The 14,146-nt window shown below is 59.8% G+C and carries 13 protein-coding genes; 10 read left to right on the top strand and 3 right to left on the bottom strand.

Annotated elements, in window-relative coordinates; genetic code table 11:
* Nucleotides 1–324: 324 nt before the first annotated feature.
* The 5 genes from LIX15_RS16275 to LIX15_RS33100 are packed head-to-tail and all read left to right on the top strand — an operon-like array spanning nucleotide 325 to nucleotide 6,407.
* Nucleotides 325–1,929 (top strand): ABC transporter substrate-binding protein, encoded by a 1,605-nt coding sequence (locus tag LIX15_RS16275; protein WP_227774204.1) that lies wholly within the window; start codon nucleotides 325–327, stop codon nucleotides 1,927–1,929.
* A 38-nt stretch (nucleotides 1,930–1,967) separates the two neighbouring features.
* Nucleotides 1,968–2,966, top strand: coding sequence for an ABC transporter permease (locus LIX15_RS16270; protein WP_227774203.1), 999 nt, complete (start codon nucleotides 1,968–1,970; stop codon nucleotides 2,964–2,966).
* Nucleotides 2,967–2,968: 2 nt separating this feature from the next.
* On the top strand, nucleotides 2,969–3,958 hold the full coding sequence (locus LIX15_RS16265; protein WP_227774202.1) for an ABC transporter permease: 990 nt from the start codon (nucleotides 2,969–2,971) through the stop codon (nucleotides 3,956–3,958).
* Nucleotides 3,959–3,967: 9 nt separating this feature from the next.
* Nucleotides 3,968–5,101 (top strand): ABC transporter ATP-binding protein, encoded by a 1,134-nt coding sequence (locus LIX15_RS16260; RefSeq protein WP_227774201.1) that lies wholly within the window; start codon nucleotides 3,968–3,970, stop codon nucleotides 5,099–5,101.
* A 1-nt stretch (nucleotide 5,102) separates the two neighbouring features.
* Nucleotides 5,103–6,407 carry an ABC transporter ATP-binding protein gene (locus tag LIX15_RS33100; protein ID WP_303657532.1) on the top strand — a complete coding sequence of 435 codons (1,305 nt, stop codon included), beginning with the start codon at nucleotides 5,103–5,105 and terminating at the stop codon, nucleotides 6,405–6,407.
* 23 nt (nucleotides 6,408–6,430) lie between these two features.
* Here LIX15_RS33100 and LIX15_RS16250 read toward each other — a convergent pair whose 3' ends face one another.
* Nucleotides 6,431–6,898 carry a DUF7974 family protein gene (locus tag LIX15_RS16250; RefSeq protein WP_227774200.1) on the bottom strand — a complete coding sequence of 156 codons (468 nt, stop codon included), beginning with the start codon at nucleotides 6,896–6,898 and terminating at the stop codon, nucleotides 6,431–6,433.
* 160 nt (nucleotides 6,899–7,058) lie between these two features.
* On the opposite strand from LIX15_RS16250, the gene LIX15_RS16245 reads away from it, so the two are divergent.
* Nucleotides 7,059–7,199, top strand: coding sequence for a hypothetical protein (locus LIX15_RS16245; protein ID WP_227774199.1), 141 nt, complete (start codon nucleotides 7,059–7,061; stop codon nucleotides 7,197–7,199).
* Nucleotides 7,200–7,250: 51 nt separating this feature from the next.
* Complete coding sequence (locus LIX15_RS16240) at nucleotides 7,251–7,883, top strand: LysE family translocator (protein ID WP_227774198.1); 633 nt, start codon at nucleotides 7,251–7,253, stop codon at nucleotides 7,881–7,883.
* 37 nt (nucleotides 7,884–7,920) lie between these two features.
* On the opposite strand, the gene LIX15_RS16235 is transcribed toward LIX15_RS16240, so the two are convergent.
* Nucleotides 7,921–9,702 (bottom strand): hypothetical protein, encoded by a 1,782-nt coding sequence (locus LIX15_RS16235; protein WP_227774197.1) that lies wholly within the window; start codon nucleotides 9,700–9,702, stop codon nucleotides 7,921–7,923.
* Nucleotides 9,703–9,881: 179 nt separating this feature from the next.
* Nucleotides 9,882–10,475 carry a hypothetical protein gene (locus LIX15_RS16230; RefSeq protein ID WP_227774196.1) on the bottom strand — a complete coding sequence of 198 codons (594 nt, stop codon included), beginning with the start codon at nucleotides 10,473–10,475 and terminating at the stop codon, nucleotides 9,882–9,884.
* A gap of 165 nt (nucleotides 10,476–10,640) precedes the next feature.
* Here LIX15_RS16230 and LIX15_RS16225 point away from each other — a divergent pair, with 165 nt between their 5' ends.
* The 3 genes from LIX15_RS16225 (at nucleotide 10,641) to LIX15_RS16215 (ending at nucleotide 13,920) form a co-directional block, all read left to right on the top strand.
* Nucleotides 10,641–11,870, top strand: a complete 1,230-nt coding sequence (locus LIX15_RS16225; protein ID WP_227774195.1) for an MFS transporter — start codon at nucleotides 10,641–10,643, stop codon at nucleotides 11,868–11,870.
* A 95-nt stretch (nucleotides 11,871–11,965) separates the two neighbouring features.
* Nucleotides 11,966–12,520, top strand: coding sequence for a type 1 glutamine amidotransferase domain-containing protein (locus LIX15_RS16220; RefSeq protein ID WP_227774194.1), 555 nt, complete (start codon nucleotides 11,966–11,968; stop codon nucleotides 12,518–12,520).
* 131 nt (nucleotides 12,521–12,651) lie between these two features.
* Nucleotides 12,652–13,920 (top strand): amidohydrolase, encoded by a 1,269-nt coding sequence (locus LIX15_RS16215; protein ID WP_227774193.1) that lies wholly within the window; start codon nucleotides 12,652–12,654, stop codon nucleotides 13,918–13,920.
* Nucleotides 13,921–14,146: the final 226 nt, after the last annotated feature.

Genomic DNA, 14,146 nt, shown 5'->3' with positions numbered 1-14,146 from the left:
ATTTCGTTGTCTTCATTTCGGGTTCGACCACAGGATACCTCGAATTTGTCTTTGAATTTCTAGAATATAGTATGTGAATCGCCGCTTAGTGCTATCGTCAAAGAACGAGCAGAAGCGCCGATGAGGCCGAAAAGAGCCATAAGACGACATCGTACCGAATATCCACAACTATTGTTAACAACTTACAGTAGGGTGCCGCTACTGCTCACGGTCGATGTTTTCAGCCACCCAATAACAATGGTTTGTTCGGTCAAAAGACGCGACAGTTGCTCGGGACGATTAGCGGATTTCGAACGAGCGGCGAACACACGACCCCACCACACAATGACTGAACACGATACAATTCCGGATTCGATAAAACGCCGACGGCTCCTCCAAGGTCTCGGCGGGGCTGGTATCGCGGCGCTCGCCGGTTGCACGGGGAGTCAAAAGAACCAGCAAAATCAACAATCAAATTCCGGCGGCACGCTGACGCTCGCACAGGTCAAGAGTCCGCTGGAGTTCGATCCTATCGTCCTCAACGACGTTCCCTCCGCGCAGGTAGCGGACCGCATTTTCGAGGGACTGTACACGTATGATAGCGGCATCAACGTCGTCCCCCACATGGCGACCGGCGAACCGGAGGTCAGGAACAACGGGCAGACGTACATCGTCGAGATGCAGGAGGGCATCAAGTTCCAAAACGGCGACCCGGTCACTTTCGAGGACGTAAAATATTCGTTCGAGGCGCCGGTCAACGAGGAGACGGAGAACGCCGCCGAGCTGAATATGATACAGAACATCTCGAAAGAGGGCGACCGGCGGGTCAAGTTCGACCTGAAATATCCTTACGGTCCGTTTATGAACTCGTTGACGTGGTCTATCGTCCCGAAAAGCGTTCGGGAGAACAACAAAGAGCAATTCAACAAACAGAATCCGGTCGGCTCGGGACCGTTCCAGTTCGAGGAGTGGCAGGAAGGAAATTTCACCAGAATCACGCGTTGGAACGACTATTGGGGCGAACCGATGCCGAATCTCGCGGAAATCGAGTTCAGGCCGATCGAGGAACCCACGACGCGGATGACGAGCCTCCAAACGAACGAAAGCGACGTTATCGAGGAAATCCCGCCGAAACTGTGGCAACAGGTACAGAACATGGGCGACACGAACATCGAGTCGGTCGTCGGAATGGGCTACTTCTACCTCGCCTTCAACTGTCAGAACGGGCCGACGACCGACCCCAAGGTTCGGGAAGCCATCGACTACTGCTTCGACATGGATCAAGCCGTGTCGAACTTCGTGGAACCGAGCGGCGTTCGCCAGTACAGTCCGCTGCCGGAGCAAATCGCAAAGCAGTGGGGAATGCCACTGGAACGGTGGAAGAACATCGCCCACGGAAAAGACGTCGACCAAGCGAAGACGATGCTCGACGATGCCGACTCCGTCCCTGACAACTGGAACGCGAACATCATCGTTCCGCCGGACGACAAACGTGAACAGTTGGGCGTCACAGTGGCGAACGGCCTGAAGGAAGCCGGATACAATGCGAACGTCCAGCGACTCGACTGGGGTGCGTTCCTCGACCAGTACGTCTCAGGTGACCCCAACGATTACAACATGTACACACTGGGCTGGTCGGGAACGCCCGATCCCGACGCCTTCACCTACTACTTCTTCACGGAAGAAGCACACGGGACGACGGACGGTACCTTCTACAACGGCGTGAACGAGCAAATCAATCAAGCACGGCGGTCCGCCGACCGACAGGAGCGAAAGCAGCTGTATCAGGAGGCGATTACGAAAGTGCTGGAAGATCGGGCGCATCTTCCGGCGTACAACATGAAAAACAGCTACGGGATGAAAGGGAACGTCAACGGGTTCAAAGCTCACCCCGTTTTGAGCTTCGTGGTTTCGACGGACTACACGAACGCATCCATCGGGTCGCAGTAACCACCCGCCCCCGTTTCGATACGAGTTACCAACAATACATGGGAATCCTCCGCTACACGATCCGCCGGTCTTTGCAAGCCATTCCGGTTCTCGTCGGTATCGTCACCATCACGTTCTTGCTGACGAACGCCATTCCGGGCGACCCGGTCCAAATCATGCTCGGACCGTCCCCGAGCGCCGAGATGGTCGAGGAAATCCGGGCGCAGTACGGACTGGACGAACCGCTCCCCGTGCGGTACGTGAACTACCTCACCGCCATCGCACAGGGCGATTTCGGACAGAGTATCTACTACGGGGTGCCCGTGGTGACGAAAGTCATGGAGCGACTGCCAGTGACGCTCCTCCTCATGGCATCCAGCTTCGGATTCGCGCTGGTGACCGCAATTCCGCTCGGAATAATCTCCGCCAGACGACGGAACCAACCGACTGACCACGTCTCGCGCGTCGTCGCACTCATCGGCGTCAGCACGCCATCGTTCTGGATTGGACTGATGCTCATCATCATCTTCGCTTACCACCTGAATTGGTTCCCCGCAACGGGATTGGTGCTCCCGTGGGCAGACCCGAGTTCGGTCGAAGGAGCGTCCTCTCGACTCGACGTCCTCCAGACGGCGGGGATGCACCTGCTCTTGCCGACCCTTTCGCTCGGGACGCTCCAGATGGCCGCGATTACGCGAATCGAGCGGTCGTCGATGTTGGAAGTCCTCCAGCAGGAGTACGTCAAGTTGGCGCGAGCCTATGGCGTCTCCGAGGGGAAAATACTCCGACGACACGCTTTCCGTAACGCACAACTGCCGGTCATCACCGTCGTCGGACTCCAGCTCACGTCGGCGCTCGGCGGGGCGGTGCTAACCGAGACGGTGTTTAACATCAACGGGATGGGGCGACTCATCATCACCGCAATCAACAATCAGGATTATCCGCTGGTCATGGGGACGACGGTATTTTTCGGCCTGACGTTCGTCGTCGGCGTCATCCTCACCGACCTTTCGTACGCGTACATCGACCCGCGAGTGACCTACGACGAGGTGGACTAACGATGGGAACAGGCGAAACTACAACAGACAACCTCCGCGAACCGCAGTCGAGCGAGGGGTACGACTCCGGAGAAACGGTCGAATCCCACGTGGGATGGCGATACACGCTCGAACAGGTTCGGCAGGATACGACCGCGAGAATCGGCTTTTACACGATTAGCTTCATTCTCGGCGTCGCTATCTTCACGTGGATAGACGCGAAACTGCTCGATTACGCCATCGCAAGTCGGTTCTGGTACAATCCGGTGAACGACCCGGCGAACGCGAGAATCCTCCTTCCGCCCGTCGGGATCGAAAACACGTTCGGAACGGGGACGTGGCAGTACCCGCTCGGGACCGACCATCGCGGACGCGACGTTCTCGTCCGGCTCGTGTACGGCACTCGAATCGCCATGCAGGTCGGCATCGTTTCAACCGGTTTCGGCCTCGTCTGTGGCACCCTCGTCGGCGCCGTCGCGGGCTACCACGGCGGCTGGATAGACGACGCGCTGATGCGCTTCGTGGAGACGCTGTACGCGATTCCGTTCCTCGTGCTGGTTATCGCGTTCATGGCCGCGTTCGGGCGGGATATAACCTACGCCATGATCGGCGTCGGCATCACGACGATTCCTGTGTTTGCCCGCCTGATTCGGTCGCGGGTGGTCAGCGTGCGAGAAGAAGAGTACATCGAGGCGGCGCGGGCTGCTGGCGTTCGCGACCGCAACATCATCCTCCGGCACGTCATTCCGAACAGTTTCGCGCCCGTCCTCGTACAGGCAACCCTACAAGTGGGCATCAGCATCCTCATCGTGGCCGGACTCTCGTTCCTCGGCTTCGGCGCGCAACCGCCGACGCCGTCGTGGGGGCAGATGTTGAACCAGTCGCGGGGCTACATGCTCCCCGACCCGTGGTTCAGCCTGTGGCCCGGCATCGCCATCCTCATCACGGTGATGGGGTTCAACCTGCTCGGCGACGGCCTCCGAGACGCGCTCGACCCGCGAATCAAAAACTGAAATCCAAAAATGACTGAGACGATACTCCAGATAGACGACCTGAAAACGCAGTTCTTCACCGAAGAGGGCGTCGTTCGCGCCGTCGATGGCATCTCCTTCGACGTGAGGGAGGGCGAAATCGTCGGCCTCGTGGGCGAAAGCGGGGCCGGAAAGAGCGTCGCCGCCCAGAGCATCCTCCGACTCATCGACCACCCCGGCGAAATCGTCGGCGGCGAAGTCCGGTTCAAAGACGACGTTCTCTTCGGTCTCGAAGAGGGGCCGGGCGGCGACCTCGAACCGCGCGACGATATGCTTTCGAACGAAGCGATGCGACGCCGGATTCGGGGCACGGAAATAGCCATCATCTTCCAAGACCCGATGGAGAGCCTGAACCCGGTGTTCACGGTAGGCAATCAACTTCGGGAGTTCATCGAAATCAATCGAAACCTCTCGAAGGAAGAGGCGAAGGAGGAGGCGATTCACATGTTGCGCGAGGTCGGGATTCCGGAACCGGAAACGCGCTACGATAACTACCCCCACCAATTTTCGGGGGGGATGCGCCAGCGCGTCCTCATCGCGATGGCGTTGGCCTGCGAACCGAGCCTCATCATCGCGGACGAACCCACGACGGCCCTCGACGTGACCGTCGAGGGCCAAATCCTCACGCTGGTGGACGAACTGCAGGACAGATACGACACCAGTTTCATCTGGGTCACCCACGACATGGGCGTCGTCGCTGAACTGTGCGACCGCGTCAACGTGATGTATCTCGGCGAAATAGTGGAGCAGGCCACGGTTGACGACCTGTTCTACGACACGAAGCACCCCTACACGGAGGCCCTGTTGAACTCGATGCCGCGACCCGACCAGACGGTTCACGAATTGGAACCCGTGAAGGGTGTGATGCCGGAAGCCATCAACCCGCCGCGCGGCTGCCGCTTCCACACGCGCTGTCCCGACGCCCGGGAAGCCTGCGTCGAGGTTCACCCGGACTGCCGGGAGATCGGCGACGGGAACGATCACGATACGCAGTCGCACCGGGCGGCGTGCATCAAGCACGACGAGTTCGACGCCGGATACTGGTTCAGCGAACCGATAGAGGTGCAAGCGAAGGCGGGAATCACCGGCGACTTCGTCAGCGACACGTCGAAAGGGGGTGACTGAGATGTCCGATTCGATGTCGATGGGACGACTCGACGCGGATGAGACGGCGATGGGCGAACCGCTCCTCGAAGTCGAGGGATTGACGAAACACTTCACGGACGGCGGCGGCTTCCTGTCCGGGTTGTTCGGCGAGGAGGAGTCGGTTCGAGCGGTCGAGGACGTTTCGTTTACCATCCACAAGGGAGAGACGTTGGGACTGGTCGGAGAGTCGGGATGCGGAAAGAGTACGCTCGCCCGAACCATCCTTCGACTGCTCAAACCAACTGACGGAACCGTCTCGTTTAAGGGTCGAGATTTAACCGACCTGAGCGCCGAGGAGGTGCGAAGCCAGCGCAAGGACATGCAGATGATTTTCCAAGACCCGCAATCCTCGCTCGACCCGCGGATGAAAATCGGCCCCATCGTGGAGGAACCGATGAAAGCCCACGGGATGTACGACGCGAATGGGCGCGAGGAACGCGCACGCGAACTGCTCGAAAAGGTTGGACTCGACCCGCAACACTACAACCGCCATCCGCACGCCTTTTCGGGCGGCCAGCGCCAGCGGGTGAATCTAGCCCGCGCTCTGAGCGTGAATCCGGATTTCATCGTCTGCGACGAACCCGTTTCGTCGCTCGACGTCTCGATTCAGGCGCAGGTGCTCAACACGATGCGGTCGCTTCAGGACGAGTTCGGACTGACCTACCTGTTCATCGCCCACGACCTCTCGGTCATTCGTCACATCTCCGACCGCGTGGCGGTGATGTATCTCGGACAGATGGTGGAACTCGCCGACAAAGAGGAGTTGTACGAGAACCCACAGCACCCCTACACGCAGGCGCTTTTGGAATCCATTCCGGTTCCAGACCCGCGCGAAACCGGAACCCGCGGCGTCCTCGAAGGCGACGTTCCGAGTCCCATCGACCCGCCGAGCGGCTGTCGATTCCGAACGCGGTGCCCGAAGCTCATCGCGCCCGCCGAGTACGAGCTTTCGCCCGAGGAGTGGGAACAAACTCGCAACTTCCTCCGGGCGGTACAGCGCCGGTCGTTCGAACCGGCGGGCGAATCCGAAATCGCGGTCGAGTTCTTCGACGGGAGGGTACCCGACGGCGAAGCGGGACGCATCATCACGTCCGCAATCGACCAAATCTTGGCCGACGACTGGGACGTCGCGAAGGAGCGACTGACCGAGTCGTTCGCCGAAAAAAGCATCTGTGCGAAGCAGATTCCGGACTACGAAGTTCCCGCGGAGTACGGAACCGGACCGCACGCCGCCGCGTGTCACCGCCACCGCGACGACGTTGTCGAGGGTCGACAGATGCAGTAATCGGGGGGTCTGGTTTCGACCCGCTACCGTAGAACGACTGTCGTCTCGTCGCGGGGTTTCCTTTCCTCGGTCGCGAGATACGCACCAATCGTGTACTCGCCGGGGTCGGCGGGCATGCGGGACGATTCGTCACGACGGTCGAATCGGCCGTCCCACCGCACCTGCGTTCGCTTTTTCTCGCGTGCGCGGAAGTAGAACACATTCGGTTGGTCGCGGAGGTAGTAGGCCTCGTCGCTGGCTTCGAGTTCGCCGTTGACGTCCCACCCCCAGAGTCGCTGTCTCGGGGTTTCGACGACTATCGGAATCGGCAGTCGATTCTCGAACATGATCGTAATTCGTATCTCGTCGCCGACTTCGTACCGGGATTCGTCGGTCGTCACGCGTGCCGTGATACTCCGTCGCGCGACCCACTGCGGAACGAGGGCGCGTATCGCGCGGCCAAGATAATCGACGTTTTGGTCGAATCCCAATTGTTCCTCCGTGCCTGACATTGGCTGTTTTCGTGTTAGACCAATCCGTGCGGGATGGTGTCTTTTGTGGCTCGGTGTCGAACGAAAGCGAAGCAGCGGATTCCGTTTCGACCGGTCTCCCAACCAAAGTTTTAGGTTAGCCTAAAACGAACAGATATCGGAGCGACGGACGGGAGAAACCATGAAATCGAAAATGACGCGGAAAAAACGGGCTGAGGCGTGGGCCTACGTTCATCTCGGACTGTTCGGTGGTACGGACGAGGGGGAGTCCAGTGCCTCGAACGACGAACCGGAGGATGAATCAGACGAAACAGAAGAGTAGACCGCTCGAAACCAACCCCACGTTTATATCGAGCCTCGCCATTCATCACGTATGATAGAACCGAGCGTTTTGTTCGCCTTCGTTCCAGCCGCGCTCGCGTTGAACGTCGCGCCCGGACCGGACAGCATCTACACGTTGAAACGAAGCGTCAGCGACGGCCGAGCCGCCGGCGTGGCCGCCGCCGCGGGAACGTCAACCGGGTGCCTCGTGCACACCACCGCCGCCGTCCTTGGCCTGTCGGCGGTGCTGAAAGCGTCCGCGCTCGCGTTCACCGCCGTCAAAATCGTCGGCGCGGCGTACCTCGTCTATCTCGGTATCGGAACACTCCGCAACCGCGATGAGTTTGAACTTACGCCTGAGACGAACAGCCAAACGCACGGCGAGTCGTTCCGGCAGGCGTTCGCCATCAACGTCCTCAATCCGAAAGTCGCCGTCTTCTTCCTCGCGTTCCTCCCGCAGTTTGTCCAACCCGGCGGCAGTTTCGCCGCTCAAATCTTCGCGCTCGGCGTCCTGTTCGGAACGCTCGGTTTTTGCTATCAGTCGCTTCTCGCCGTCTTCTCCAGCAAGGCGCGCCGGGCGATAACAGAGCACAAGCGCGTTTCGAACGCGCTTCGCTACGCGAGCGCCAGCGTCCTCGTCGGCTTCGGCGTCAAACTCGCGTTCGAGGAACGATCGGCCGTTTAAAAAGTAACCGCGTTCGACCCGCTCAACCCTCGATCGCTCAATCGAACGAAATCTCGGCGATGCGCGTGTGATACGGGTCGCGTTCTTCTGCATCCGGGTCGATGTCGATATCCGGCGAGTACTGGCTCACGGTCCAGAACCGTCCCGTCGTCGGATCGACCGAGACGCCGTTGTAATCGCCCCACCGCATGACTTCCTCGCCCTCGCCGTAATCGTATCTGGATTCGCCGTCCTGTACGACCAGCGAATCCTCCAAGCCGTTCGGCGTGTAGTCGGCCGTTCGCCCCGCCACGTCCATCCGCGGGAAGGTGTCCGGCCCGCTCACGTTGTGCGTGATGACCGTTGAGTCGCCGTCCGACCCGACCGTCGGGATGAAGTAGGATCTGTCCGGTTCGCCGTAAACGCCGCTCTGAACGACTTCACGGGTGTCCGTGTCGATTTCGTACCATTTGATGGCGGCGACCGGAGCGCCATCGCCGTTCCAGTCGTACTGAATCGTGTGAGCAGTCCAGAGCGACCCGTCGTTGTAATCGGCGTTCATGAGTCGCGTTCCGAGGGTGTCGATGCGCTTGTCCGAGTCCGGTTGCCGCGCCGTCGGCGGGTAGGCGAACTCCTCGACATCGACGGTGAAGCATTCGAGCGACGGGTCGTCCACCGGATTCGTCACCTCCCAAAGCGTGAGCGCGCTCGCAGTCGGCGACGGGAAGACGCTATCGACGAGGTAGAACGTTCCGTCGTCGCCGCCCGAAAACGGTTGTAGCGCCGGTTGCACCGTGAAGTCGATGTTTTCGACCTCGGGATTGTCGAGGGCCGTAAAATGGTTCGCCGTCACGTCCCGTCCGTCGTACATCGCCTCCTTGTCGAGGGTCACCATCGTCACCTCCAACTGCTCGCCGAAGAAGTTCTGCGCCAGGTAGATGGCGTCTCGGTCGAGTCCGAGCGTCGGGTAATCGACGAGTCCCTCGTTGTCGATGGGCGGGATGCGGTACACGTGCCATTTCCCGTTCGGATTGCTGTTGTCGGAGACGGCGATACACCACCAGCCTTTCGGGGGTCGTTGGAGCGGTTCTGACTCGTTCTCTTCTTCCTCTCCCGGTTCTTTCCCTTCCTCTTGATCATCCCTGTCCACGATCTCCCCGTCTTCGGTAATCCCGGGTTCGTACTGCACTGCGGCGATGACGTATCGATCCGCGTTACGGTCGTACCGCGCACGAGGGTCGAAAACGAACGGGTAGCCGTAGGCGAATCCTCCTTCCGGTTCGTCGATAACCGGCTCGAAGAGGTCTTCGAGTTCGACTTTGAGTTGCCGGTTTCCCGACCGCTTGTTGAAGATGGCGACCTGTTGGTTGAGGGCGTGGACGATTTTCCCGTTGCCAGCCGCGACCTGCGAATCGGACGGGACGCCCCCTCGCGTTCCTTCGGCACCGACGCCGTCGTATTCGGTTCGGATTGACAGGTCGTCGCCCGTTTCGGCCGCGCTCTGGGTGTGGTTCGATGTCCGGCCGGGGGCATCAATCCGAACACCTCGCAACGACTCGATTTCCTGCTCGCTCGCAGGGGATTTTGCGCCGACATCTTGCGCGGAACCGCCACTCGTTCTCGATTCCAAACGCGCGATGTTCACGGTCGCGCCGGAGTAGGTTCGCTCGAACGGGCCGTTCGCGCAATTGGACGCGGCCCGAACGTCGACCGAACTCAGTCCGGATACCGCCAAACTGCCGACGCCAACGCCGGCGAGTTGCAACGCTTGTCGCCGAGTTACACTCGCTCCCTCGTCCGATTTTCGTCCCGAATCGAGATTTTCTTTTTTCTCTGCCATACTACAAAAATATAGTTCAATACTATTGTATTTAATTACTAATAGTATTAATAAGAATTCGTACAGATTCGAACGTTTACCTTGATTCGAAGTTGGAAAGCTATCCCTACATTCTTTGAACGATCCTATTTTCGGGCGAATCGACAATCGAACGGAACGCAAAAATCGAAGCGCGACGGTTAGCAGTTACAGAAGTAGTTCGTCTGACAATCGCCGTCACAGCAGACTTCACACTCAGCCGAGCGAGTGTTATCACAGATAACCGACGAACAGACGCAGTTTGAATCACACGCTTGCGTGTCCACCGCCCGCGTTCCGATGTCCGGATTGTAGAGGTACGTTTTGTCGGTGCTTTCGGGTTCGTGGAATGCGTACGCGCGACCGGTTTCCGGTTCGACGGTGATGCTCACGACGCCGTCGTCAACCTTTCGAACGCTGACGACTTCGTCGGCCCGCCCGGAGAGACCCTTCAAGTACGCCGTTCCCTCGTTTTTCTTGGCGATATCGCCGAAACCGACCGTTTTCCGGGTGTGGAGTTCCGAATTCACGTCGGCAGTGCCGACGAGGCCGTCGGCCGATAGCATCGCCATGAGGTCGCCTGCGTGCTTCGCGAACAGGGACTCGGTTCGAATCGGGTCTGCGTACCGCTCTTCCAGCGTCGGTTCGGCACTCGCGCTACCGCTTGCGACGGCGGTTCCGACCACGGCGGTCGTGGCGGCTTTCTTCATCAGGGTTCGTCGGTTCAGCCCATCCGCGTCGTTTTTATCAATCATTCTTTCAATTCCGTTTTTATTATTTTTTATATTATATTAAAATTTTTCACTAAACGATTTGGTGTAGCATTCTGATCGATTCCAAACCGGCGCTCTGGCGAGAAGAACGAACGATTACACGGGAATGTAGACAGCATTTTCCGACCGCAGTACCAACTACGGGTGATGGGTCGGATGCTTCCCGGCGTCCGCGGCGAGCGCGTCCGCCTCGCCGCCGTGATATGGTCGGTACTGCTCGCACAGGTACTCCTCTATCCGGGCGTTCCCGACCTCGTCGTACATCTCGGCGCGAGCGAACAACTCGACGGCGGCACGTGGTTCCTCGTCGCGGAGTTCGCCGCGTTCGTAATCTGCGCCGGAATCTGGGGCTACCTGAGCGACCGTCTCGGAAAACGCGTCCCGCTCGTCGTCGCCGGTGCGCTCGGCGGGGCGATCGGATACGGCGCGCTCGCCGCGGCCCCGACGCTCGGCCTCTCGTTCGGCGCGGTGCTAGCCCTCCGGGTCGTGCAGGGTGCCGCGACCATCGCCGCGTTTTCGCTTTCGATGACGATGCTGATGGATCTCCGTGGCGGCCACGGCAGAAACATGGGTGCGGCAGGAATCGCTATCGGCCTCGGAACCGCGATGGGCGCGCCAATCGGCGGCCAACTCGCCGAGATTCATCCGACCACGCCGCTCGTCGCCGCGAGCGTCCTCATGGTCGGAACCGCCCTGCTGGCGATTCCGACCCCCGACCGCGTCCCTTCGGAGTCGCGCGCGACCGTCGCAACCGCCTTGGCGCGACTTCGCGACAGACCCGAACTGACGATACCCTACGCCTTCGGCTTCATCGACCGGCTCACGGCAGGCTTTTTCGCGCTCGTCGGCACGCTCTACTTTCAGACCGAGTTCGGCTTGGATGCGGGCGCGACGGGGCTCATGCTCACGCTCTTTTTCGCGCCGTTCGCCCTGCTTCAGTATCCGATGGGGCGGCTGTCAGACCGAATCGGACGATTCATCCCGGTCGTCGCCGGTTCCATCTGCTACGGCATCACGGTCATCGCCGTCGGATTCGCACCGACGGTTGCCCTCGCGGGTGCCACGATGGTCGCCGTCGGCGTCTGCGGCGCGTTCGTCTCGCCCGCGACGATGGCGCTCGTCAGCGACGTGGCACCAGACCACGACCGAGGGGTCGCGATGGCCGGATTCAACGCCTTCGGGAGTCTCGGATTCCTTACCGGGTTCCTCGTCGGCGGCGGACTCGCCGACAGACTCGGATTCGCGACGGCGTTCACGGTCACGGGACTACTCGAAATCGGCATCGCGTTGCTCGCGTTCCGCGCCGTCTACCGACTCGGCGGTCGCGTCGAACAGGTAAAACAAGGTGAGGAGACGAAGACGACATCCGCGGAGTAACCCTCGGTCAAGCAGAGGTCTCCCAGTCGAGGCGAAAACGATTGCCACAATAGTTAAGAAACGTTGTAAAGTCCGAACTTCGTGGGAGAATCACGATGGCAGATACACTCACCGATACGACGGTAGCGATTTTCATCGCGCCGGAGGGAACGGAGCAAGTCGAGTTCACCGAACCGAAAGAAGCGGTCGAAAATGCCGGAGCGAGCGTCGATGTCGTCAGCGCCGAAACCGGGGAGGTGCAGGCGGTCAACAACGACCTCGAACCGGGCGACTCGTTCGAAGTCGAACGAACGTTTTCCGAGATTTCCTCGGACGAGTACGACGCACTGCTCATTCCGGGCGGTGCCGTCGGTGCCGACAAACTCCGCGCCGACGAGGATGCAGTCGGTCTGGTTCGGAAGTTCGCCGAGGCGGGCAAGCCAATCGGCGTCATCTGCCACGGCCCGTGGACGCTGGTCGAGGCGGACGTGATCGAAGGCCGGACGCTCACCTCCTATCCCAGCCTACAAACCGACATCCGTAACGCGGGCGGCGAATGGGTGGACGAGGAGGTCGTCGTCGATCAAGGGTTGGTAACCAGCAGGAATCCGGACGATTTGCCCGCGTTCTGCGACAAAGTCGTCGAAGAGTTCGAAGAAGGCCGTCACTAACGGAACGGATATCCCGCGAGACGTGCCGATATTCGTCTCTTCGAGGATTCAGTCCCCACATCGAGCACATTCGTCCAGTTCCCGTTACCGCAATCCATAGAATTTTGTCCGTCCTCCGTCGTTAGCAGTCCATGTCTGACAGTCACAGAGCGTCGATAGTCGATTTTCGCCGCGACCTCCACGCCCATCCGGAGGCCGGGTGGAAGGAGTTCCGAACGACCGCACTCGTCGCCGACGAACTCGCGGAGCGCGATTTTACGCTCCATCTCGGACGCAATGCGGTCGCCGAGGAGGAACGACTCGGCGTCCCACCCGAGGACGAATTGCTCGCCGCCCTCGAACGAGCGCGACGGGAAGACGCACCCGAGGAGTATCTCGACCGGATGGACGGCGTCACCGGCCTCGTCGCCGAGAAAACCTACGGCGACGGCACCGGGCCGACTGTCGGCGTCCGGGTCGATATGGACGCCCTCGAACGAACTGAAGCGCAGGACGACGACCACCGACCAGCGAAAGATGGCTTCGTCAGCACCCATCCCAACGAGATGCACGCCTGCGGCCACGACGGTCACACCGCCATCGGCGTCGGCGTCGCGCGCGAACTCGACCAAAACGGCGGTTTCGACGGAACGCTGAAGCTGTTTTTCCAACCTGCCGAGGAGGGCGGGCGCGGCGGCCTCCCGATGAGCAAATCCGGTCATCTGGACGATATCGATCGCTTCGTCGCCATCCACCTCGGGTTGGGCATCGAGACGGGAACCGTCGTCGCGGCGTTCGAACATCCGCTCTCGAACGCGAAGTTGGACGTGACGTTCGACGGCGAACCGAGCCACGCGGGCAATGCTCCCGAAAAAGGACGAAACGCGCTCCAAGCCGCCGCAACCGCCATACAAAACCTCTACGCCATCCCGCGCCACAGCGACGGCGTTACGCGAATCAACATCGGACAGGTGCGGTCTGGGAACCCCCAGAACATCATTCCGGAGGAAGTCGAAATGCGCGTCGAAGTTCGCGGCGGTGACGCCGACTTGAACGAGTACATGCTCGGGAGAGCGCGACGAATCGTTTCGGCGGCGGCCAACATGCACGAAGTCGGTGTGGAAACGGGCCTGTACGGAAAAACGACGACGTTCACCGCCGACACGAACATCGCCGAAATCGTCGTGGACGCGGCCAACGCCGTCGAAGGCGTCGAAGAGGTAATCGCGTGCGACGACATAGGCGGAAGCGAAGACGCGTCCTACCTCATTCGTCGGGTGCAGGAAAACGGCGGACAGGCGACCTACGTCGGCATCGGCGCGAGCAATCCCTACGGACATCACACCGCTCGATTCGACATCGAGGAAGAGTCGCTTCCGATTGGAGTTGGTGTGGTTGCGGAAACTGTTCGGCGGGTGTAGCGGGATACGTCTCTCTACTCCAAAGATACAGAATTAGTGCTTCCTAATTGGTATCGGTGTTTCCGTCAGCCATTGACCATCGGTAGATGTTCGCGTGATATTGGATCCAACTGTTAGGACTAGGACACCTGCAATAACTCCTGCCCGGCGGCATGTCATAATAATCGAAAATACCGTCTCATAGAAATACGTTATAATTCTCTTAAGATATCATTATTCATGAAGA

It is taken from the genome of Haladaptatus pallidirubidus, from assembly GCF_020700235.1.
GTDB lineage: Archaea > Halobacteriota > Halobacteria > Halobacteriales > Haladaptataceae > Haladaptatus > Haladaptatus pallidirubidus.
This window is presented reverse-complemented; position numbering and strand designations above follow the sequence as displayed.